The following is a 20,458-nucleotide window of genomic DNA, read 5'->3' on the forward strand; positions in this document are numbered from 1 at the left end:
ACCCGGCTGGGACCATCCCGGGATGAGGCCCTTGCTGGGCAGAGTGGCCCTGGTGGCCGGCGCGACCCGGGCCGCCGGCCGGGGCATCGCCGTGGAGCTCGGCGCGCTCGGCGCGACCGTCTACGCCACCGGCCGGAGCACTGCGGCGGCCCGGTCCGAGTTGGACCGGCCCGAGACGATCGAGCAGACCGCCGAGGCGGTCACCGCCGCCGGGGGCGATGGCATAGCGGTGCGGGTCGACCACAGCGACCCGGCCCAGGTCGCCGCCCTCGCTCGGCGGATCGAGGCCGAACAGGGCCGGCTCGACCTGCTCGTCAACGACGTGTGGGGCGGTGACATGTTCACCGAGTGGGGCCGGCCGGCCTGGGAGCACGACCTGGACAAGGGCCTCCGCCTGCTTCACCAGGGCGTCGACACCCACCTGATCACCAACCACTACGCCCTGCCGCTGCTGATCCGCCGGCCGGGCGGTCTCGTCGTGGAGATGACCGACGGAAAGGACGACGAATACCGCGGTTCGCTCTACTACGACCTGGTGAAATCGTCGGTGATCCGCGTGGCCCGGGCCCTGCACGCCGAGCTCCGCCCTCACGGCTGCGTGGCTGTGGCGGTCAGCCCGGGCTGGTTGCGTTCCGAGCGCATCCTCGACGGCTTCGGCGTCACCGAGGCGAACTGGCGAGCGGCCATCGCCCGAGATCCGCATTTCCGGGCGAGCGAGTCACCCCGTTACGTCGGCCGGGGAATCGCCGCGCTGGCCGCCGACCCCGGCGCCGCCCGGTTCGGCGGCCGGGCCCTTTCCAGCGCCGACCTGGCCGTCGAATACGACCTCACCGACGTCGACGGCAGCCGGCCCGACTTCCCGCGCTACTACCGGGAGAAGATGGCCGGCGGCCGAAGCTGACGCCGAAAAATCGGCGGTGGTCGCTGCAGTCCCCGCCTTAGTCTCACGATCGTGGACCGCCTGGATGAACAGCGTGAGTACTACCGTCAGCGTGCCCCCGAATACGACGAGTGGTGGCAGGCTCGGGGCCAGTACGCGAAATCCCCCGAGGACGAGGCGCGCTGGTTCGCCGACGTGGCCGAGGTCGAGCGGGCACTGGACGATTTCGGGCCGGCCGGAAACGTCCTCGAGCTGGCGGCGGGCACAGGGTGGTGGACACGGCGGCTGGCCCGGCACGCGCGGCAGGTGACCGCCGTGGACGCGGCCCCGGAGACGCTCGCGATCAATGAAGCCTCGGGGCATTCCGGGAACGTACGGTACGTGACCGCCGACATCTTCTCGTGGGAGCCACCGGCCGCCGCCTTCGACGTGGTCTTCTTCGGTTACTGGCTCTCGCATGTGCCCGCGGACCGGCTGTCCGGCTTCCAACAGCAGGTCACGGCCGCGCTGCGGCCGGGTGGACGGGTCTTCATGGTCGACAGCTACCGCGCCGAACGCCTTCCCGGCGACGTGCAGCAGCGTGTCCTCAACGACGGCCGGCGCTTCGAGGTGATCAAGCGGTTCTGGCAACCCGAGGAGCTCGAGGCGATCCCGGAATGGCGGCTGGCCGCGCGGGTGACGACCGGCCGGTCCATCGTCTACGGCTGGACGAACTTCTGAAGCTGCTGGTAAAGGACCTTGTCGGAGACGGCGCTGGGGATGGTGGGGCCGGCTCCCACGGGGACGACGTTGGGGCAGGTGGCGGCGTCGCCGAACAGCTGTTTCCGCAGGAGGCGTCGGCCGGTCGCCACCTCGTACAGGGAAAGGGTGTAGACGCCCCGGGCCAGCTCGTGGGTGTCGCACTTCCTGATCGGGGTGCCGTTCTTCGTCAGGGTCAGGCAGGCGACCAGCTGGGACTTCGTGGGATCGCTGGGCAGCCAGGCGTCACGGACGGGCTTGGTCAGGCTGTACGGGATGTCCAGCGCGGCCCTGATCCGATGAGACCCGCCGGTCGTCGTGTCGGTGACCCCGACGCTGATCTGGTGGGGTGCGCGGCCGGTGTACCGCGGGGACTTCGGGTAGTACAGGCCCTCGCAGACCAGGGCCAGGTCGTCGGCGCGCCTGACCGGGGAGGCGCTCGGGTGCGGGCCGGCCGGGGAGGCCGAGGCCGTGGCCGGCGGGCTGGTCCAGGTGGCGGGGAGCGCGTCGCCGCCACGGCCGCCGAGGACCTTCCCGCCGGCGATGACCGCGACCAGGACGACGGCGACGGCCGAGACCGGGATGACCCAGCGTGGCGGGTTCGCCCACATGCGTGCCGTCGCCTGCGCCGGTGGTGAGGCCGCCGCCCGGCGGCCGGCTTCGAAAGCGCCGGTCTGCCACCGCGCCCACAGGGGCTCACCGGGCGCCGCCGCCGGGGTGGCCGGCGGCGGCGCTTGCTTGTCGTCCATGCGCGTCCCGTCCTGGTTACTACCGAGTAGGACGGTGACTGTACCTAATTCAGTGACGCACGTCTCAGAACGGGGTCAGGGTGATGCCGGCCTGGCGCGGGTCGCCGTCGTGGACCAGGGACTCCTGGTTCTGCACGTCGTCGAAGGCGAACGCGTACGCCTTGCCGTCCACCATGTTCTCGTGGATCACCTTGGCGTACAGGTTGGCCGGGCTGCCCTGGTAGAAGTCGGCCGCCGTGCCGCTCGGCTGGGTGTCGAGGCGGCCCAGCGTGGTGCGGGTCAGCGCCGCGCACAGGGTGCGGGCGATCGGGCCCACGACCTGGTCGTTCGGGGCGGCCAGGGCGCCGTCGCACCCCCACACGTTGGCCGTGGAGGGCTTGGTGAACGACGCGACCGTCTTGCCCGAGGTGTCGGTGAAGTTCATGACGTTTCCGCTGGTCCGGCCGGTGAAGCGCACCGACGGCTGGTCGGTGAAGGGCACGACGGTCAAATTCTTCGAGGTGTACGCCGCCCAGGCGCCCGAGATGTAGGAGTCCAGATACGTGGGGCTCATCAGGCCCGCGTCGGCCGCCTTGCCGGGCGCCAGCACGCGCAGGACGGTGCCGTCGGCGCGGGTGACGACGCTCTTGGCGAAGTCGGGGGACGCCTTGACCGCGTTGATGACCGCCTGCCGGCCGCCGCTCTTGAGCTCGCCGGTCTTCGAGGTGACCCCGCTGCCGCCGGTGACGCTGACGATGTGCGGGACGGCGAACATGTCGACCTGCGAGCTGTTGAGCCACAGGCCGGAGTCGTTGAGGGTGAACTCGCTCCAGTCGAACAGGATGTCCTTGTTGGGGTCGCCGCCCGCCCACGGCGCCGGCTGGACCAGGCCGTCGGTGGTGAGCCGGAAGTCGAGCTTCTGCCCGAAGGACATGTAGAGCCGGCCCGACAAGTTCTTCGGGACCTTGATCGTGGTGCTGGCGCCGTTGCCGGGTCCGGTGATGGCCACGTCGGGCGCGGGCACCGGAACGGTGCCGCCCCCGGTCCAGGCGGTGAAGGCGCCGGCGCCGTTGACGTAGCCGAGCTTGCCGGTCGTCAGGTTCACGCCGAGCACGTACAGGAACACCGAGTCGCCGCGCCCGGTCTTGTTGCTGACCGTGACCGGAAGGAGGTTGCTCGCCGGGGGCACAGCCGGGACCGACGTCGGCGCGCTCGCCGAATCTCCACCCGCAGAATTCGTATTTGTCGGATTTGTCGAGGTGGTGGAGGTGGCGGAGGGAGCGGAGGTGGAGGGCGAGGTGGGGGCGGTGCCGCCGGGGACGGTGCCGTCGGGGGCAGCGTCGCCGGAGGCGGTGCCGCACGGCAGACCGTTCAACTTGCAGTTGACCGGCTTGCCGCCCGCGCCGACGAAGCCGAACGTCACCTTCGCGTCGACCGCCACGCTGCCGTTCCAGGAGCGGTTCGTGAAGGTGCGGTGGCTGCCCGACGCCGTCATGTCGGCGTCCCAGTAGCTGCCGATCGTGGCGCCGGCCGGCAGGTCGAACTCGACCTTCCACGAGGACAGGGCGGACGCGCCGGTGTTGCTGATCGTCACCTCGCTCTGCCATCCGGTGCCCCAGTCGGACACCGTCTTCACGGCGGCCGTGGGGGCGGCCGCCGAGGCGGGCAGGGCGAACCATGCCGTCGCCGTGGCCGCCACCACGGCGACGGTGGTCAGGATCAACGTTCTCGTGCGGCGCATCGTCGGACTTGCCTCCGTCATCGGGGGAATGGGGACGATGCCCATCCTGGGAAGGGGCGCCGCGATCCGCCCGTACGCCCAAGATCTTTATGGTTCCTTTAAGGGTCTTCTGCCCTTTTTTCGCGAGGCGGTTACCCGCGACGCCATTTCTGGTTGGCGCCGCCCGTGCAGTCCCAGAGGATCAGCCGGGCGCCGTCGTTCGCGTTCCAGGCGTCGATGTCCACGCACTTGTTGGCCTGCGGATTGACCAGGTCACCGGCGGCCGACAGGACGAACTGCTGTGCCGCGTTGCCGCTGCAGTTGGCGATCTGGATGACCGCCCCGTTCGCGGTCGAGCCCCACGCGACGTCGAGGCACTTGTTGTTCGACGTCTGGAGGGTGCCGTTCACGAAGTTCCACTTCTGGGCGCCGGTGCCGTTGCAGCCCCACATCTGCACCGGCACGCCGTCCGAGAAGTTCGAGTTCGGCACGTCGACGCACTTGTTGTTGAGACTGCTGATCAGCGAGGACCCGGAACTGCCGCCGGTGGTGGTCAGCGACAACCCGTACACCGAAAGAATCTCGTTGACCGGCTGGAACCACATGGTGCCGCCGCTGGAGCAGTTGCCCGTTCCGCCCGACGTGACGCCCTGGGCCTGGTTGCCCGAGATCCACGAACCGCCGGAGTCGCCCGGCTCGGCACACGCGTTGCTGCGGGCCAGACCGGAGACCGCGCCCTGGGAGTACACGATCGTCTCGTCGCGGTCGAGGATCGTGCCGCAACGCCAGCCGGTGGTACGCCCGGAGCGGCAGACCGAGCTGCCGATGGCCGCCTCCTGCGAGCCGGCCACGGTCACGTTGCCGCCCGAGTAGTTGTTGACCCACGGCTGCGAGGTCCAGTTCCCGTTCGTCCGGATCCAGGCGTAGTCGTTGCCCGGGAAGGACGAGCCGGCGAAGGTGCCCTGGGCGACGTTGTTGTAGCCGAGCGTCGGGCTGCCCGTGCCGCCGCAGTGACCGGCGCTGACGAAGCCGCCGGCCACGGCGAAGCCGACCGAGCAGAGCGTGTTGCCGTTGATCACGTACTGGTCGCCGCCCCGGGTGTCGTAGAGGGGCTTCGGCTGCTCGGCTTCGACGATCGTGACACTGCCGGCGCCACTGCCGGCGGCGAATTTCGAGGCGGCCGAGGAGGCGCCGGGCGCGGCCATCACGACGACCCGGTTGGCGGCCGTGTCGACGTACCACCCGCGGACGACCGACGGCCGGGCCGAGGAGGCGTGCCGGTCCAGGGCGGCGCGCGAGGAGGACAGGTCAGCGGCGCTGCGGGACACGAGCGCCGGGTTCGCGCCCTCCGCCCGTACGGCCGAATAGGCGGAAGAATCGGTCACCGCGACCGTCAGACGGTCCGAACCGGCCGGAATCCAGGCACCGGCGAAGGCGGAACCGAGGCGGGTCCTCAGGCGGCGCTCGATCACCGGCGCCGCGGCCTCCGTGCGCAACCGGACCGCGATCTGGGCGTCGGTGAGCTTCAGATCCCGCTTCATCGCGGCCACCATGTCCGGCGGCAGGTTCGGGTCGTCGGCGGGCGCGGCCTGGGCCGGCACGGGGGTGAGCAGCGTGATCGCCGAGGCGGCCACGGCGAGCCAGCGTTTACGCATAGCAGGCTTCCTTTCGCATGGGGATAGATCGGAGGCTGTCTATGCATGACAACGCTGTCAAGAAACAATGAAGAAACCTGCCCGTATGAACCACGTGGCCTCCGTCGCCTCCTCTCGCCGACTCCGCCCCGGTCGTGCAAGGCTGTGTTCTTCAGGAGTCGTTCGCAGCAGACGGGGTGTACGGGCAAATGGGCATGGTCAAGGTGGTCGGCCTGGTGCTGCACCCGCGGCGCGACTGCGGCTCCGCGATCGACGCGATCACGCGATGGGCACAGCGGCGCGACGTCACCGTGCTGGGGCTGCACGAGGAGATCGACCGGATCGACTGCCAGGCCGAGGCGGTGAGCCCCGAGGAGATGGTCGAGCGGGCCGGTCTGCTGGTCAGCCTGGGCGGCGACGGCACCATGCTGCGCACCATGCGGCTGGTCGAGGGGCGCAAGACGCCCGTCCTGGGGGTGAACGTCGGCCGGCTCGGCTTCCTGGCCGAGGTCGACCTGCCCGATCTGCCCGAGGCGCTCTCCGCGATCGACGAGCACCGGTTCACCATCGAGTCGCGCACCGCGGTGCGCACGGTGCTGCCCGACGGCAAGGCCGTATCGGCCTTCAACGACATCGCCATGGTCCGGGTGCCCGGCGACGGCCTGGCCGCGATCGGCATCTCGGTCGAGGGCAAGAACTTCGTCAATTACGCGGCCGACGCCGTCATCGTCTCCACGCCGACCGGCTCCACGGCGTACAGCTTCTCGGCCGGCGGCCCGATCGTCTCGCCGAACGTCGAGGGGCTGATCGTCACCGCCGCCGCCGCGCACTCCTCGTTCAACCGCCCGCTGATGCTCGCCCTCACCGAGCGGCTCGAGCTCGACGTGCTGGCCACCAGCGGCCGCCTGGCCATCGAGGTCGACGGCATCATCGAGGGCTACGCCCGCCCCGACGACCGGCTGGCCATCGAGCCCGTCCCGTCCGCGGCCAACGTCATCCGCCTCGGCGGCACCTCGTTCTACGAGCGGGCCCGGCGCAAGCTGCGGGTCGAGGGCAGCGCCCAGGTCGGCGTGCCCGACTCGGCCGACGCCGTCGTGGTCGACAGCTTCGAGCGCCAGCGCTACGAGGTGCTGCTCGGCGGCGAGGTGGCCGGCGTGCTCAACTACCGCCGCCACGGCGACAAGATCGAGCTGATGCACACCGAGATCGAGCAGTCGTTCTCCGGGCGCGGGCTGGCCAGCCGGCTCGCCTCGGCCGCGCTCGAGGACGCCCGCGGCCGCGCCACCCCGGTGGTCGTCTCCTGCCCCTTCGTCATCGGATATCTGGACCGCCACCCCGAATACGCCGACCTGCTTAGCCAGAGCTGAGGTACCGACTCATGGGCCATCCCACGATCCTCACCGTCGACGACGACCCCTCGGTCTCCCGGGCCATCGCCCGCGACCTGCGCCGCCGTTACGGCGACCGCTACCGGATCCTGCGCGCCTCGTCGGCCTCCGACGCCCTCGACGCGCTCAAGGAGCTCAAGCTGCGCGGCGGGCGGGTCGCCGTGATGCTCGCCGACTACCGGATGCCGCAGATCAACGGCATCGAGTTCCTGGAGCAGGCGATGGACCTGTTCCCGAACGCCCGGCGGGCCCTGCTGACCGCGTACGCCGACACGGACGCCGCCATCTCGGCCATCAACGTCGTCGACGTCGACCACTACCTGCTCAAGCCGTGGGATCCGCCGGAGGAGAAGCTCTACCCGGTGATCGACGCCCTGCTCGACGCGTGGCAGGCCACCGGCGACCGCGAGATCGAGGACATCCGGGTCGTCGGCCACCGCTGGAGCGAGCCGTCCTATCAGATCCGCGACTTCCTGGCCCGCAACCTGGTGCCGTACAAGTGGTACGGCGCCGACGAGGCCGAGGGCCGCCGCCTGCTCGAGGCGGCCGGGGTCGGCCCCGAGGCCATCCCGCTGGTGGTGACGACCGACGGCCGGGCCCTGGCCCAGCCCAGCACCACCGAGGTGGCCGAGGCGGCCGGCCTGTCCACCGCGCCCAACCGCGACTTCTACGACCTGATCATCGTGGGCGGCGGTCCGGCCGGGCTCGGCGCCGCGGTCTACGGCGCCTCCGAGGGCCTGCGGACCCTGATGGTCGAGCGCTCGGCCGTCGGCGGCCAGGCCGGCCAGAGCTCCCGCATCGAGAACTACCTGGGCTTCCCCGACGGCATCTCGGGCGCCCAGCTCACCGATCGGGCCCGGCGGCAGGCCGGCAAGTTCGAGGCCGAGGTGCTCAACACCCGCGAGGTCACCGGCCTGCGCGCCGACGGCTCGGCCCGCACCCTGACCTTCGCCGACGGCGGCGAGGTGTCGGCCCACTCGATAGTGCTCGCCACCGGTGTCGCCTATCGCCCGCTGGTGGCCGACGGCATCGCCGACTTCACCGGCTCCGGCGTCTACTACGGCTCGGCCTCGACCGAGGGCCCGTCCTGCGCCGGCACCGACGTCTACATCGTGGGCGGGGCCAACTCGGCCGGTCAGGCCGCGCTCTTCTTTTCCCGGTACGCCCGGACGGTCACCCTGCTCGTGCGCGGCGACTCGCTCGAGGCGTCGATGTCGTACTACCTGATCCAGCAGCTCAACCAGGTCGAGAACATCCGGGTGCGCACCCGCTGCGAGGTGATCGGCGCCCAGGGCAACGGCCATCTCCAGGCGATCACGATCTGCGACAGCAAAGAGGGCATGAGCACCACCGTCGAGTGCGGCTACCTGTTCGTCTTCATCGGCGCCGAGCCGCGCACCGACTGGCTCGGCACGGCCGTCGCCCGTGATGAGAAGGGCTTCGTCTACACCGGGCCCGACCTGCTCTCAAATGGGTCCCGCCCGAAGGGATGGGATCGGGACCGCGATCCGTTCTACCTGGAGTGCAGTGTTCCCGGCATCTTCGCCGCCGGCGACGTCCGGGCCAACTCGGTCAAGCGGGTGGCCTCGGCGGTCGGCGAGGGCGCGATGGCCGTCACGCTGGTCCATCGCTACCTGGAGGCGCAGTGAGATGACCGAACCCCTTCTCGTGCCCTGCGATCCCGGCGCCCTGTCGCCGGACGAGCTCCGCACCCTCTTCCTGTTCGAGAAGCTGACCGGCGAGCAGCTTCAGTGGATCGCCGATCACGGCTGCACCATGCACATGCCCGCGGGCGGCGTGGTGATCCAGGAGGGCGATCCCGCCGAGAAGTTCTTCATGCTGCTCAGCGGCACCATCGCGCTCAGCCGCAAGGTCGGCCAGGACGACGTGCAGACCTCCCGTACGGAGCAGCGCGGCGTGTACATGGGCGCCACCAACGCCTACCTGCGCGACGACGGCGTCCCCCGCCGCTACATGGCGAGCATGCGGGCCCTCGACGACTCGGACTTCTTCGTGATGAGCGCCGAGGACTTCGGCCACATCATGCGCGAGTGGTTCCCGATGGCCGTACACCTGCTCGAGGGTCTGACCCTGGGCATGCGCAGCTCCCAGGCGGCCATCAGCGAGCGGCAGCGGCTGACCGCGCTCGGCGCGCTCTCGGCCGGCCTCATGCACGAGCTGAACAACCCGGCCGCGGCCGCCTCCCGGGCCACCGCCTCGCTGCGCCAGCGGGTGGCGGGCATGCGCCACAAACTGGGCATGCTGGCCGCCGGCAAGGTGCCGCCGGACCGCCTGGTGGAGCTGGTCGCGCTCCAGGAGGACGTGATCGAGCGGGCCGCGAAGGCGCCCGTGCTGACCGCCATGCAGGTGGCCGACCGCGAGGACGAGCTCGGCGACTGGATGGACGAGCGCAACGTGACCGGCGCCTGGGATCTGGCCGCGGTCTTCGCCCAGGGCGGCCTCGACCTCGACTGCCTCAACGACATGGAGGCCCGGGTCGGCTCGCCCGAGCTGCTTGACCAGGCCATCCACTGGATCGGCTACGCGCTCGAGACCGAGCAGCTGATGACCGACATCGAGGACGCCACGAGCCGGGTGTCGTCGCTGGTGGCCTCGGCCAAGCAGTATTCACAGATGGACCGGGCGGCCCACCAGTGGATCGACGTGCACACCGGCCTCGACAGCACCCTGGTCATGCTCACCCACAAGATCGGCACGGGCGTCAAGGTCATCAAGGAGTACGACCGTACGCTCCCGCAGATCCCGGCCCACCCGGCCGAGCTCAACCAGGTCTGGACCAACCTGATCGACAACGCGGTGCAGGCCATGAACGGCGCCGGCACCCTGACGATCAAGACCTACCGCGAGGACGACCACGTGATCGTCGCGGTCGGCGACACCGGCCCGGGGGTGCCCGACGAGCTGAAGAAGCGGGTCTTCGAGCCGTTCTTCACCACGAAGCCGGTCGGTGAGGGAACGGGCCTGGGCCTGGACATCTCGTACCGCATCGTGGTGAACGGCCACGGCGGCGACATCAAGCTCGACTCGAAGCCGGGCGACACGAAGTTCAAGGTGCGGCTCCCGCTGAACGAGCCCGCCTCCGCTTAACTCGGATAGCGCAGGCCGTTGACGGTCAGATCGATGATCGTGGCGGCCTGCGCCTCCAGACCGGCCGCGTCGTTGGCCAGGCTGATGCCGCTCAGCGCGTTGGCCAGCACGGCCGCCTCGACCCGCGAGGCGAAGATCCCGTCCCGGTAGCCGGCGTCGAGGAACTTCTGCAGGGCGGCGTAGACCTCGTCGTGCGAGGCGGCGAGCCCTTCGGCGTCGGTGGCTTTGACGACGGCTTTGAGCGCCAGCGCGATGCCCGGCTTTCCTTGCGTGTTGCCGATGAACCGCCTCATCCAGGCCTTCAGCGCCTCATCGGCCGGCAGGGCGGCCAGCAGCTCGCCGGCGCCGGCGCACAGTCGCCCGATCTCGTGCAGATAGGCCCCCGTGATCAGCGCTTCCCGAGTCGGAAAGTGCCGATAGAGCGTGGCGATGCCGACATTCGCGCGCCGAGCCACCTCATCCAGCGCGATCTCGACCCCACGCTCCCCGAAGACCTCGACAGCGGCGGCGATGACCGCCTCCCGCTTACGGCGAGCATCCGCCCGCATCGGCTTCTCTTGCGTCACTCTCGCCCCCTTCCCGCCCGGCACTGGCTGAGACGGCTCTCAGGCAATCTTGCGAATCGGAGGAATCCTCCATATCTTAGGTGGAGTAATCCTCCACTTACCCTAGCAGGCAGGTTGCGATGTCTTTGCTGTCGGAATTTCTCCGTCGCCCGTGGGAAGTCGGCGCCGTCGCGCCGAGCGGGGCCGCCCTCTCCGAACTGGCCGTCGCGCCGATCCCCAGCACGGGCGACCCGGTCGTGGTGGAGCTCGGTCCCGGCACCGGGCCGTTCACCGAGGCGATCCAGCGCCGCCTGGGCGGCCGTGGGCGGCACCTGGCCATCGAGATCAACCCGCGCCTGGCCGAGCAGCTGGCCGCCCGCCATCCCAAAGTCGAAGTGATCACGGCCGACGCCGCCGCTCTGCCCGACCTGCTGGCCGAGCGGGGCCTGGCCGGCGCCGACGTGATCGTCAGCGGGCTGCCCTGGGCCGCCTTCGCCCCCGACCGTCAGCGCGACATCCTGGCCTCCGCCGTCCAGGCCCTCGCCCCGGGCGGCGCGTTCACCACGTTCGCCTACGTCCACCTGCGCTGGGCGGCCCCGGCCCGCCGCCTGCGGGGCGCGCTCGATAGCTGGTTCGACGAGGTCCTGCTCGGCCGCACCGTGTGGGCCAACCTGCCACCGGCCCTCGTCTACTACTGCCGCCGCCCGGCGCTCGCCCCGGTCGTCCGCTCCGCGCCCCCGGCCCGGCGCCGCTGCCGCCAGCTGGCCCCGATCGGCATCTGACGGCCGCGCCGCTCCACCAGGCCGCGCCGCGCCCATCAGGCCGCACCACGCCCACCAGCCCGAGCCGAACCCGACGGCCCGAGCCGAATCCGACGGCCAAGCCGAGCCCACCAGCGGAACCCGGCCGCCGATCGAGCCGGGCCAGCCGGCGGTGCGGGTCAGCGTCAGAGGAGGCCGCGGACGTAGGCGGCCTGGCCCGCGTGCTGGGCGTCGTCGTCGTAGACGCTCACCAGGCGTACGCCCAAAGTCACCGGAGGGTCCCAGCGCTCGTCGACCACCCGGTCGAGGTCGGCCTCGGAGAGGCCGGCGAGATAGCCGATCGTCCGCTCGTGCACCGCCGTGTAGTAGTCCACCAAGGTCTGTACGCTCTCCGGCGCCACCGCGGCCACCTGCACCGCGTCGTGGCCGTAGCCCGTGTCCTCCGCGTCCTTGAGACCGAAGCGCGGGGCCCAGTCGCCCGTGGCGTAGATCTGGCCGGCGCCCATCACCTCGGCCACGTGGTCGTCCTGGACGCGGGTGAGGTGCCAGATCAGCCAGCCGATCGAGTTGGCCTCCCCGGCCGGACGATGGCGCAACTGCTCGGGGGTGAGGCCGTCGACCGCCGTGTGCACGAGCTCGGGCAGGCGCCCGAAAGCCTCGGTGAGGATGTCCTTGGCGTCCATCTACTCTCCCTGTGAGGTGGAGGTGTCGCCCTGCTGCTGCGGGGCCTGACCGTCCTGCTGAGTCTCCCCGTCCTGGGGCTGCTCGTCAGCGGGGGCCGGCGCCTCGGTCGTGGGCGCGTCGGTCGTCGGGGTGTCCGTGGGCTCCTCCGTGGACCCGTCGGCCGGCGCCGGCGACTCGGTGGGGGTGCTTGTCTCCGACTGTTCCGGCGCCGGCGACTCCTGGTCCTTCTGATCCGGCGACTCGGAGGGCGACGACGACGCCGTCGGCGCCGGTGCCTCATCCGACTTGTCAGATTTGTCGGAGTGGGTCGAGCGGAGCGGGATGCCGATGGTCGAGCTCGAACTGGCCTTGTTCTGCACCACGTCGGCGGCGCTCCGGCCGGCGATCACCTCGAAGGCGGTCAGCGAACCGATCGCCAGCACGAAGAACGCGCCCGCGATCATGGCCACCCGCTGCCAGCGGATCTTCGGCGGCGGGCCCGACGGGCTCTCCTCGGCCGCGGCGGCGACCTCGGGCGTGCCTATCGCGGCCGGGGCCGTCACGAAGCTCGACTTGATCTTCTCGGTGCCCCGGTTGAGCCAGCGCTGGTAGAGCTCCGTTCCCACGGAGCCGACGATGCTGGCCACGGCGGCCCCGATCAGGGTGCCGGCCACGCCCAGGAACGATCCCAGGAAAGCCGCGGAGACCGCGGCCAGCGTGCCGGCGATGGTCTTGGTGACGTCGATGCCGGGCCGGTGGCCCGGTGCGTGCTCAGTCATATCCTCCTCAGTCCGTCTCTCTCCTGCTTTGTCAGGTCTTCGCCTTTACCTCTCGGCCGATCGCTAAACCCCGGCGCTCGGCGATCACCTGACGGAGCGGACGGACCACGATGCCTTCCTCGGCCATCCGCAAGCGCGCCAGCCTGCGCGTACGCAGGATGCCGGCGAGACCGACCGCGATGAATACGTACTGCACCGACATGGCGATTTTGAAGTCGGCGATGTCATAGTTCGCGGACCCGCCGGTGCGGGCGTCCAGGATCAACCCGATCAGCTCGATCGAGAGCAGCGAGGCAACGAAGCCGCCCACGTTCACCACGCCGGTCGCCGTGCCGAGGCGGTGCGGCGGGTTGAACGTACGGGCGTAGTCGAATCCGATCATCGAACCCGGGCCGCCGATGCCCAGCGCCAGCACGAGCAGCACCAGCACGGCCATCGGCGCGTGCCCCGGCCAGGCCAGCACCAGACCCCAGCCGGCCGCGTTCACGAAGACGATGCCGAGCACCAGGTTGGACCGGCGCAGCGGGTAACGCTGCACCAGCACCCCCAGCAGGGGTCCGGCCGCCATCCCGACCAGCACGAACAGCGTGAGCAGGGCGCTCGCCGTCTCGCGGGCCAGGCCCTGACCGGCGATCAGGAACGGAAAGCCCCACATGAGGGCGAACACCGTGCCGGTGAACTGGGTCGTGAAGTGCGTCCATAGCCCGAGCCGGGTCCCCGGGTGCCGCCAGGCGCTGCTCAGGTCGGCCCGCAGCTGACCGAGGGTGAGCGCCTCACCGCTGTTTATCTTGCGTTCGGGGGTGTCGTGCAGGGCCGCGAAGGCGACCACCGCGACGAACAGGCCCAGCCCGGCCGCCGACAGGAACGCCGTGGCCCAGCCCGGACCGGCCAGCAGGGCGGCCAGCGGCACGGCCGAGAGCACCTGCCCCGCCTGCCCGACGATGCCGGTGAGCTGGGTGACCACCGGCACCCGCTTGGCCGGGAACCACTGCGGCACCAGCCGCAGCACGCTGATGAAGGTCATCGCGTCGCCCGCGCCGACCAGGACGCGGGCCGTGATGGCTCCGCCCACGCTGTCGGTGGTGGCCATCAGGGCCTGGCCGGCCGCCATCAGCACGCCGCCGGTGACGATCAGCCGCAGCGAGCCGAAGCGGTCGAGCAGCAGTCCGACCGGCACCTGGAGGCCGGCGTAGACGAGAAGCTGGAGCACGGCGAACGAGGCGAGCGCGCCCGCGCCGATGTGGAAGCGGTCCTGCGCGTCGAGGCCGGCGACACCGAGCGACGTACGGTTGAGGACCGCGAGAACGTACGCGGCGAGGCCGACGGCCCACACCGCCCAGGCCCGGGCTCCGGGACGCAGGGCCATGGTCCGCCTTTCATTCGCTACCTTGCACGTACGTCATCAAGACAACTCCGCTCCAGCCGCATCGACAACGTGTGACCCGTCACTAGCAGCACGAACGTCAAATGCATTTCCAGCATTCGGTCCTTCTGTGAGCACTATTACGGGGCGGAAGAATTGGTGTCCCGGGCAACTTGTCACTAGTCATGCACTCTCCTGGTGATCTCCTGCCCGCCGGCCGCAGGCTCCGGATCGTTCTCGTTCTCGGATTCCTGTCCGCGCTCGGGCCGCTGACCATCGACATGTACCTCCCGTCCCTGCCGACGATCACCACCGACCTGCACACGACCGAGGCCGCCGTGCAGCTCACGCTCACCGGCACCCTGCTCGGCCTGGCGCTCGGGCAGCTGGTCGTGGGCCCGCTCTCCGATGCCATCGGCCGCCGCATGCCGCTGCTGGCCGGCGTCGCCGTGCACATCCTGGCCTCGGTGCTCTGCGTGATCGCGCCCAACCTGGCCGTCCTCGGCACGCTGCGCGTCCTGCAGGGTCTGGGCGCCGCGGCCGCCGCCGTCATCGGCATGGCGATCGTGCGCGACCTGTTCACCGGCCTGGCCGCGGCCAAGCTCTTCTCCCGCCTGATGCTGGTGATCGGCGTCGCGCCGATCCTGGCACCGACGATCGGCGGCACGGTCCTCAACTGGACCTCGTGGCGCGGCGTCTTCGTCGTGCTCACCCTGGCCGGCGCGGCCATCATGACGGCCACCGCGCTGGTGCTGCCCGAGACCCTGCCCGTCGAGCGCCGCCGCAACGGCGGCCTGACCGGCACGCTGCGCGACTACGGACGGCTGTTCACCGACCGGGCGTACGTCGGCCTCATCCTTGTCGCCGGGCTCGCGTTCTCCGCGCTGTTCGCCTACGTGAGCGGCTCCTCCTTCGTGGAGCGCTGTAAAGTGCACAGGTTCGCTTAACAACCAAGGCAGTAGCTTTCTGGGTGGATGAGCAGCGAAAACACAGCTGGCCCCTGCCGAGTTTGCCACTGAGGCCGCCGTGGCGAGCGCTACCGCGTCAGTCGTCGCCCCACTCGGATGGCCTCCAACCGTCCAGGTACTTGTCGGCGAGTTCGATCGTTGGCTTGAGGTCGTCGTCCGCGATGGCGCGGAGCGCATCGACGGCTTCCTTGACAGCTGGTTCACCGCCGAACACTTCTACGAGGGCGTCCCAGCGCAATCGCACTGATTTGTGAACCGCCCGTGCGCCCATCTGCTGCATGCGGACGAGGGATTGCGCATCAAGCAGTAGCGAACGAGTGAGCTGGGTATCCTGCGGGTCCACATGCACAGCCTCCCCGTCTCCCCCGAAGAACTTGGGTGAGTAAAGGAGTCGGAGCAGGTTCTTCTCACCGGCGAGCTCGCTGGACGGCGCCGCGGCCAGCTGCTCTCGGAACTGTTTCTCAAGCCCCGTCGCGTCGGCCTCTGTGACTAGGCGGTGGCCGGCGCCCTCTCGGTGGCCGACGATGGTGATGAGCTCGAACCTGGACGCGAAGGACGGCACCTCGTTCAAAATCTGACCGGCTGCCTCCATCACCGAATCAGGCGATTCGAGTCGGCGTAGGAGGCGTAGGACGACGCGCAACACGACCAGTCTGGCATCAACAAAGGTCATCATGCCGCGTGGCCGTTCCGGCATATCGGGCAAGAGGTTCAGCAGAACTCGTGATGCTGGCACGACTGCGTCTGTCGGGAATTCGGTTTCGAACGCTTCAAGGGCGTTAACGACATCCTCAAGTTCGCTGATTTCGCAGGTGCGGAGCAGAGCGTTCAGTGCAGTCTCGTCATCGAGCACGGCGAATGCCTTCTCGGCGTTGCTGAAAGCGCGCATGCTGTCGTTGCTGACCTGTTCGAGGTAGAGCGCGAGCACGTCTGGGTGGGCGACTCGACGTGCCCTGAGCCAGCTGGGCTGCCACGACGAGTCATACGTGTTGGAACCTATATGCCGCCGCGCGGCCGGGAAAACTCGTTCGATGAGGGCTTTGACTACGTCGGGCTTGCGGCTACCCGCTGCCACGATGGCCTCGATCTGCTCTTTCAAACGAGAGTCCTCGTATCGCTGGTCGAAGCTTGCTGACGCCGCGGCGGTCAGTCCGTCGCGGCCTGCCACGATCAGCTGGAAGAGGTCAGGGAGAAAGACTCTGACGGCCTCGAGCGCCAGTACGTCCACGAGCTCAACCTGGTTGCCTAGCGTGTGGGATGTAGCGCGAACCGCGGCGCAGTATCGGGCGACGTCGCGCATGTTGTTCACGAGTGGCCTGACGATCTCCATGAGCACGTCCGGCCAGGCATGTTCGTTGAACCTCTCCGGTATGTCCAGATCGGCTAGGGCATCCTGGAGTGACTCGCCCAACAGCCGCAGCAGAACAGAGTTTGGGACCGACGGCACGTCGATGCCGAGTTGGACGATCTTCTCCAGATAGGCGCGGCCATCGAATCCGGATTGGGTCAGAGCGACCTCTACACGGGTGCGGTCGAAGGCGAGGACGTAGACCACGTTCGGGAAGCTCGCTGTGAGCCGCACGAGCTTGAAGATGTCACGGATCTCAGTTGACTCAAGCCGGTCGATGTCATCGATGATGACAACGATGGGCTGGTCGAGCTCCGCGAGCTGGGCGGATAGCTTGTGGCGTTGCTCAGCGATACTGCCCTTACGCTTCTCCTGATACTCCGTGATGGCCTTCGTGGCACCCCTGAACCGGGCGAACCATGCTCCGACAACGGGCAGCGCTTCGAGAGGGCTGAGGAGGTCGGCGTAGGTGTTCACCGACTCAGCGATGGCCGCCACTCTTGGTTCTTTCAAGCGCATCTGAGCGGCCAGCTCGCGGAAGAATGTCTGGACCAGCTCGTTGGTGCCCGAGAACATCCAGGGGTTGAACTCGATGATCGGCACAGCCGGCTCCCGGCGGAGGGCTTCGCTGATCATGTTGACAATCGAGGTTTTGCCCGATCCCCACGGGCCGATGATCCCAACGACGTATCCCGCGGATGCGTCGACGGCGCGGATGCCGTCCGCGACGTTCGCCGCGCCCATGCTGCGCTGGAGTAGATCTCGTTCGGCGCGATCGATCGGATTGTCGTTGAGACTCACCATAGGTTCACTGTGCCAGCGGGCCCCGACAGTCCTCCGACGACACACGCTGCCACTTCGCGAATTTCACTCAGTTCCCCAGCACGCTGACGCCGGCCGTACACATCTCACGGTGGTTGAGAGGCTTGAGTCGCATGGTTGTGAACCTTTTGCCAAACGGGCCAGGGCGGTCAATCGACCAATCGATGGACCGCCCTGCAAAACAGCATTAGTGCGCGACGGAGACGACAGCATCCAGCTTCTGGACTGGGAGGCGGTGCGGTTGGACGACGAGGAAGCAGACGAGGGTAGCGGCGAGCATGCCGCCGAAGACCACGATGGCCATAGCAACGGCTCCAACGCCGAGGATGCCGACCAGGGGTGCGGCCAGGGCGCCGACGCCGAACTGCACGGCACCGAGCAGGGCGGCGGCGGTGCCGGCCGCCTCACCGTGGCGGGACAGCGCGAGGGCGGGGGCGTTCGGCATGGCGAGCCCGACCATGGCCAGGACCAGCCAGAGCGGGATCAGGATGCCAGCCAGACCACCGGTCTCGGTCACGGCGAGGAGGAGCAAGACGAGGCCGAAGCCGAGCCCAGCGACGAGGGAGGCGGCCAGGATTTGCTGGGGTGTCCACCGGCGTAGCAACCGCACGTTGAACTGGGTGGCGCCGATCAGGCCGACCGCGCCGCCGGCGAAGACGAACGCGAACTGTTGTTCGCTGAGGCCGAAGTCGTCCTGCAGAACATAAGAAGAGCCACTGACGTAGGCGAACAAGGCCGCCATCGCCAGGCCGGCGACCAGGATCAGGCCGACGTATACCCGGTCGCTGAACAGACGGCCGTAGTCGCGGATGGTGCCGGCGATGCCGCCGTTGCGGCGGCGTTCGGCAGCCAAGGTCTCGGGCAGCACGATCGCGGTGGCTGTCATGATCGCGGCGGCGGCGAGGGTGAGCACGACGAACACGCCACGCCACGAGGTGAACTGCAGGGTTTGCCCGCCGATGGTCGGGGCGAGGATCGGCGCGACGCCGACCACGAGCATGAGCCGGGAGAACAGCCGTGCGGCGGCGAACCCGGAGAACAGGTCACGGACGATCGCCATCGCCACCACCGCGGCGGCGGCCGCGCCGAGGCCTTGCAGCACCCGCAGCGTGCCGAGGATCGCCAGGTTGGGTGCGATCACGCACAGCAGGGAGGCGATCAGGTGGACGCCGACGCCGGCGAGCAGCGGAACCTTCCGTCCAACCGCGTCGGACAGAGGGCCGATCAGCAACTGTCCGAGGGCGAGGCCGACCAGGGTGCCGGTCAGGGTGAGCTGGACGGCGGCGGCGGTGGCGCCGAAGTCGTCGGTGATGGTTGGCAGGGCAGGCAGGTACATGTCGATGGTGAGCGGACCGAGCGCGGTCAGGAAACCGAGCACGAGAACAATCCGGAAACGCCGGCCCGAGGGCAGCAGCTCTCCAGGAGAGAGGTCGTCTTCGGGCGGGGTTACAGTGCGAGTTTCGGCCACAACTGCGACAAGCCGCCGGGCGCCCCGGATCTTCCGCCTGAAGCCCGGTTGGTAATAACGGTCACAAGACCGGGATTTAGCCTCCTAGCAGCTGATATTCCGCTTGCGCTCGTGCCGCGTAACCGGTCGTCTCGCGCTGTCGAACGCTCCGCTGTTAGGGCGCAAGGTCGATCTCAGGCTGAGCCCACCTTCCGACCGGCTGGATCTTGCCCGGCGCGTACGGGCCGGGCATGACGAGCACGTGGTGCAGCACGGCGGCCAGGGCGTCGCGGTGCTCTGCCGGTGGCAGCTGGTCCCAGTCGGCTTGCAGCCGTATGAGTGCCTGGTCGAGGTTATCGGCGGCGGCTGGTTGCTGTTCGAGGACGGCGACCGCACGCTGGCCGAGGTGCTGGATCGCGGCTTCGATCTCGTCTTTGATCGCCCGGAACTCGGTGCGGGTGATGTCGCCGTCGGTGTAGACGTCGGTCAGCCGGTACCGCTCCTGCCTGAGCCGCTCGATCTGCGCGTCGAGGTCCTCCACCGTTTTCGCGGCGTCGCGGTAGACGGTCAGCGCACTGTTCTGCTGGGTGATCAGCCACGCGCGTACGGCAGTCATCGCCCGCCGGTTCGAAATCGAGTTGAACGCGTGGGCCCGTTGGTCTCGAGCGCGGGGACACACCCACGAGTGGGTCTTGTTCCGGCCCGCGCGTGTGGTGACCATCCGGGTACCGCATCCGTCGAACCCGCAGCGCAGCAGCCCGGACAACGGATACGTCACCGCCGCGGCCCATACGGCCACCGCAGGCCGGGCGGAACGGCGTTGCTGGTATCGCTGCCACAGGGCGAGGTCGATGATCGGCTCGTGCACTCCGATCCGCCAGGCGAACGCGGCGATACCCCGGCGCGCGTCCGTGCTCGTGCCCGGGTCGGCGCGTTCACGGATGAGGCCGGCAGCGAATCCGGTGTCCATCATCCGCGCCAGCGACTGGCCGGTCCACAGGTTGCCGGCGACGGTGCGCAAGCCGGTCTCGTTCCATCGCTGGGCGAGGGCCCGGTGAGACACCCCGTCGGCGTAGCAGGTGTAGGCGTCGAACAGGTGCACCACCGCGGTTGGGTCGATCTCGTACCGGCCGTTGCGGTAGTGGTAGCCCCAGCGCGGGCCGCCGGTGTGCGGCAGACCGGCCCGGCGGCGCCGCTCATGGACTTCCTTCCAGCCGTCCGCGATCAGATCTGATTGCAGCTCAGCGATCGACAGCAACTCATCGCGGGTGAACCGGCCGAACCCGCCGCGTTGATCGACGTCCTCCGTCACGGCCCGCACGACACCACCGGCCGTCTCGACCCGGTCCAGGTAGACCAGACTGTCACGCAGGTTGCGGCCCCACCGCGACCACTTCCAAAGCAGCACACACGACCACCGCCCCGCCGAGACACCATCGACGATGGCATCGACCCGGCGGTTCGGAACACCCGGCCGGACACGTCGAGCTCGACGACCGTGGTCCCGTGTCGGGCCGCGTACTGCTCGATCGCGTAGCGCTCAGCTCGGGCGACAGCAACCCATCG

General features: G+C 69.3%; 17 protein-coding genes. 7 read left to right on the top strand and 10 right to left on the bottom strand.

The genetic code is table 11. From position 1 onward, the window contains the following. Positions 1 to 22 precede the first annotated feature (22 nt). Together ACFY36_RS20000 and ACFY36_RS20005 are read left to right on the top strand one after the other, a co-directional pair. The gene (locus ACFY36_RS20000) at positions 23 to 901 is read left to right on the top strand and encodes an SDR family oxidoreductase (RefSeq protein ID WP_499747462.1); all 879 of its coding nucleotides are present in this window, start codon (positions 23 to 25) and stop codon (positions 899 to 901) included. A 51-nt stretch (positions 902 to 952) separates the two neighbouring features. After that, on the top strand, positions 953 to 1,600 hold the full coding sequence (locus ACFY36_RS20005; RefSeq protein WP_499747463.1) for a class I SAM-dependent methyltransferase: 648 nt from the start codon (positions 953 to 955) through the stop codon (positions 1,598 to 1,600). On the opposite strand, the gene ACFY36_RS20010 is transcribed toward ACFY36_RS20005, so the two are convergent. From ACFY36_RS20010 to ACFY36_RS20020, 3 genes are all read right to left on the bottom strand, one after another. Next, complete coding sequence (locus tag ACFY36_RS20010; RefSeq protein WP_499747464.1) at positions 1,579 to 2,367, bottom strand: hypothetical protein; 789 nt, start codon at positions 2,365 to 2,367, stop codon at positions 1,579 to 1,581. The two genes, ACFY36_RS20005 and ACFY36_RS20010, sit on opposite strands and share 22 nt — an antisense overlap. 64 nt (positions 2,368 to 2,431) lie before the next feature. Continuing rightward, positions 2,432 to 4,108 carry a beta-1,3-glucanase family protein gene (locus ACFY36_RS20015; protein ID WP_499747465.1) on the bottom strand — a complete coding sequence of 559 codons (1,677 nt, stop codon included), beginning with the start codon at positions 4,106 to 4,108 and terminating at the stop codon, positions 2,432 to 2,434. Between the two features lie 110 nt (positions 4,109 to 4,218). Then, on the bottom strand, positions 4,219 to 5,721 hold the full coding sequence (locus ACFY36_RS20020) for a ricin-type beta-trefoil lectin domain protein (RefSeq protein WP_499747466.1): 1,503 nt from the start codon (positions 5,719 to 5,721) through the stop codon (positions 4,219 to 4,221). Between the two features lie 176 nt (positions 5,722 to 5,897). Here ACFY36_RS20020 and ACFY36_RS20025 point away from each other — a divergent pair, with 176 nt between their 5' ends. Genes ACFY36_RS20025 through ACFY36_RS20035 form a run of 3 tightly spaced genes read left to right on the top strand, consistent with a single transcriptional unit; the run spans position 5,898 to position 10,196 of the window. Further along, positions 5,898 to 7,067: an NAD(+)/NADH kinase gene (locus ACFY36_RS20025; RefSeq protein WP_499747467.1), complete on the top strand. Its 1,170-nt coding sequence runs from the start codon at positions 5,898 to 5,900 to the stop codon at positions 7,065 to 7,067. Positions 7,068 to 7,078: 11 nt separating this feature from the next. Further along, on the top strand, positions 7,079 to 8,737 hold the full coding sequence (locus tag ACFY36_RS20030; protein WP_499747468.1) for an NAD(P)/FAD-dependent oxidoreductase: 1,659 nt from the start codon (positions 7,079 to 7,081) through the stop codon (positions 8,735 to 8,737). Position 8,738: 1 nt separating this feature from the next. After that, positions 8,739 to 10,196 (top strand): ATP-binding protein, encoded by a 1,458-nt coding sequence (locus ACFY36_RS20035; RefSeq protein ID WP_499747469.1) that lies wholly within the window; start codon positions 8,739 to 8,741, stop codon positions 10,194 to 10,196. Here the strand turns inward: ACFY36_RS20035 and ACFY36_RS20040 are convergent. Continuing rightward, on the bottom strand, positions 10,193 to 10,762 hold the full coding sequence (locus ACFY36_RS20040) for a TetR/AcrR family transcriptional regulator (protein ID WP_499747470.1): 570 nt from the start codon (positions 10,760 to 10,762) through the stop codon (positions 10,193 to 10,195). The genes ACFY36_RS20035 and ACFY36_RS20040 overlap by 4 nt on opposite strands. Positions 10,763 to 10,881: 119 nt before the next feature. Between ACFY36_RS20040 and ACFY36_RS20045 the strand changes: the two genes are divergently transcribed. Further along, the gene (locus ACFY36_RS20045; protein WP_499747471.1) at positions 10,882 to 11,523 is read left to right on the top strand and encodes a class I SAM-dependent methyltransferase; all 642 of its coding nucleotides are present in this window, start codon (positions 10,882 to 10,884) and stop codon (positions 11,521 to 11,523) included. A gap of 164 nt (positions 11,524 to 11,687) precedes the next feature. Here ACFY36_RS20045 and ACFY36_RS20050 read toward each other — a convergent pair whose 3' ends face one another. Genes ACFY36_RS20050 through ACFY36_RS20060 form a run of 3 tightly spaced genes read right to left on the bottom strand, consistent with a single transcriptional unit; the run spans position 11,688 to position 14,310 of the window. Then, a complete protein-coding gene (locus tag ACFY36_RS20050) occupies positions 11,688 to 12,185 on the bottom strand; it encodes a mycothiol transferase (protein WP_499747472.1) in 498 nt (165 codons plus the stop codon). Continuing rightward, positions 12,186 to 12,944, bottom strand: coding sequence for a hypothetical protein (locus tag ACFY36_RS20055; protein WP_499747473.1), 759 nt, complete (start codon positions 12,942 to 12,944; stop codon positions 12,186 to 12,188). Between the two features lie 31 nt (positions 12,945 to 12,975). Next, positions 12,976 to 14,310 carry an MFS transporter gene (locus ACFY36_RS20060; protein ID WP_499747474.1) on the bottom strand — a complete coding sequence of 445 codons (1,335 nt, stop codon included), beginning with the start codon at positions 14,308 to 14,310 and terminating at the stop codon, positions 12,976 to 12,978. A 182-nt stretch (positions 14,311 to 14,492) separates the two neighbouring features. Here ACFY36_RS20060 and ACFY36_RS20065 point away from each other — a divergent pair, with 182 nt between their 5' ends. After that, entirely contained in the window at positions 14,493 to 15,254 is a 762-nt protein-coding gene (locus ACFY36_RS20065; protein WP_499747475.1) for a Bcr/CflA family efflux MFS transporter, read from the top strand. Between the two features lie 97 nt (positions 15,255 to 15,351). Here ACFY36_RS20065 and ACFY36_RS20070 read toward each other — a convergent pair whose 3' ends face one another. The 3 genes from ACFY36_RS20070 to ACFY36_RS20080 form a co-directional block, all read right to left on the bottom strand. Next, on the bottom strand, positions 15,352 to 17,427 hold the full coding sequence (locus ACFY36_RS20070) for a KAP family P-loop NTPase fold protein (RefSeq protein ID WP_499747476.1): 2,076 nt from the start codon (positions 17,425 to 17,427) through the stop codon (positions 15,352 to 15,354). A gap of 205 nt (positions 17,428 to 17,632) precedes the next feature. After that, a complete protein-coding gene (locus ACFY36_RS20075; RefSeq protein ID WP_499747477.1) occupies positions 17,633 to 18,913 on the bottom strand; it encodes a multidrug effflux MFS transporter in 1,281 nt (426 codons plus the stop codon). 154 nt (positions 18,914 to 19,067) lie between these two features. Continuing rightward, on the bottom strand, positions 19,068 to 20,336 hold the full coding sequence (locus ACFY36_RS20080) for a recombinase family protein (protein WP_499747566.1): 1,269 nt from the start codon (positions 20,334 to 20,336) through the stop codon (positions 19,068 to 19,070). Between the last annotated feature and the right edge of the window lie 122 nt (positions 20,337 to 20,458).

Origin of the sequence: Actinoplanes sp. NPDC000266, assembly GCF_042899005.1 — a bacterium.
Lineage (GTDB): Bacteria > Actinomycetota > Actinomycetes > Mycobacteriales > Micromonosporaceae > Actinoplanes.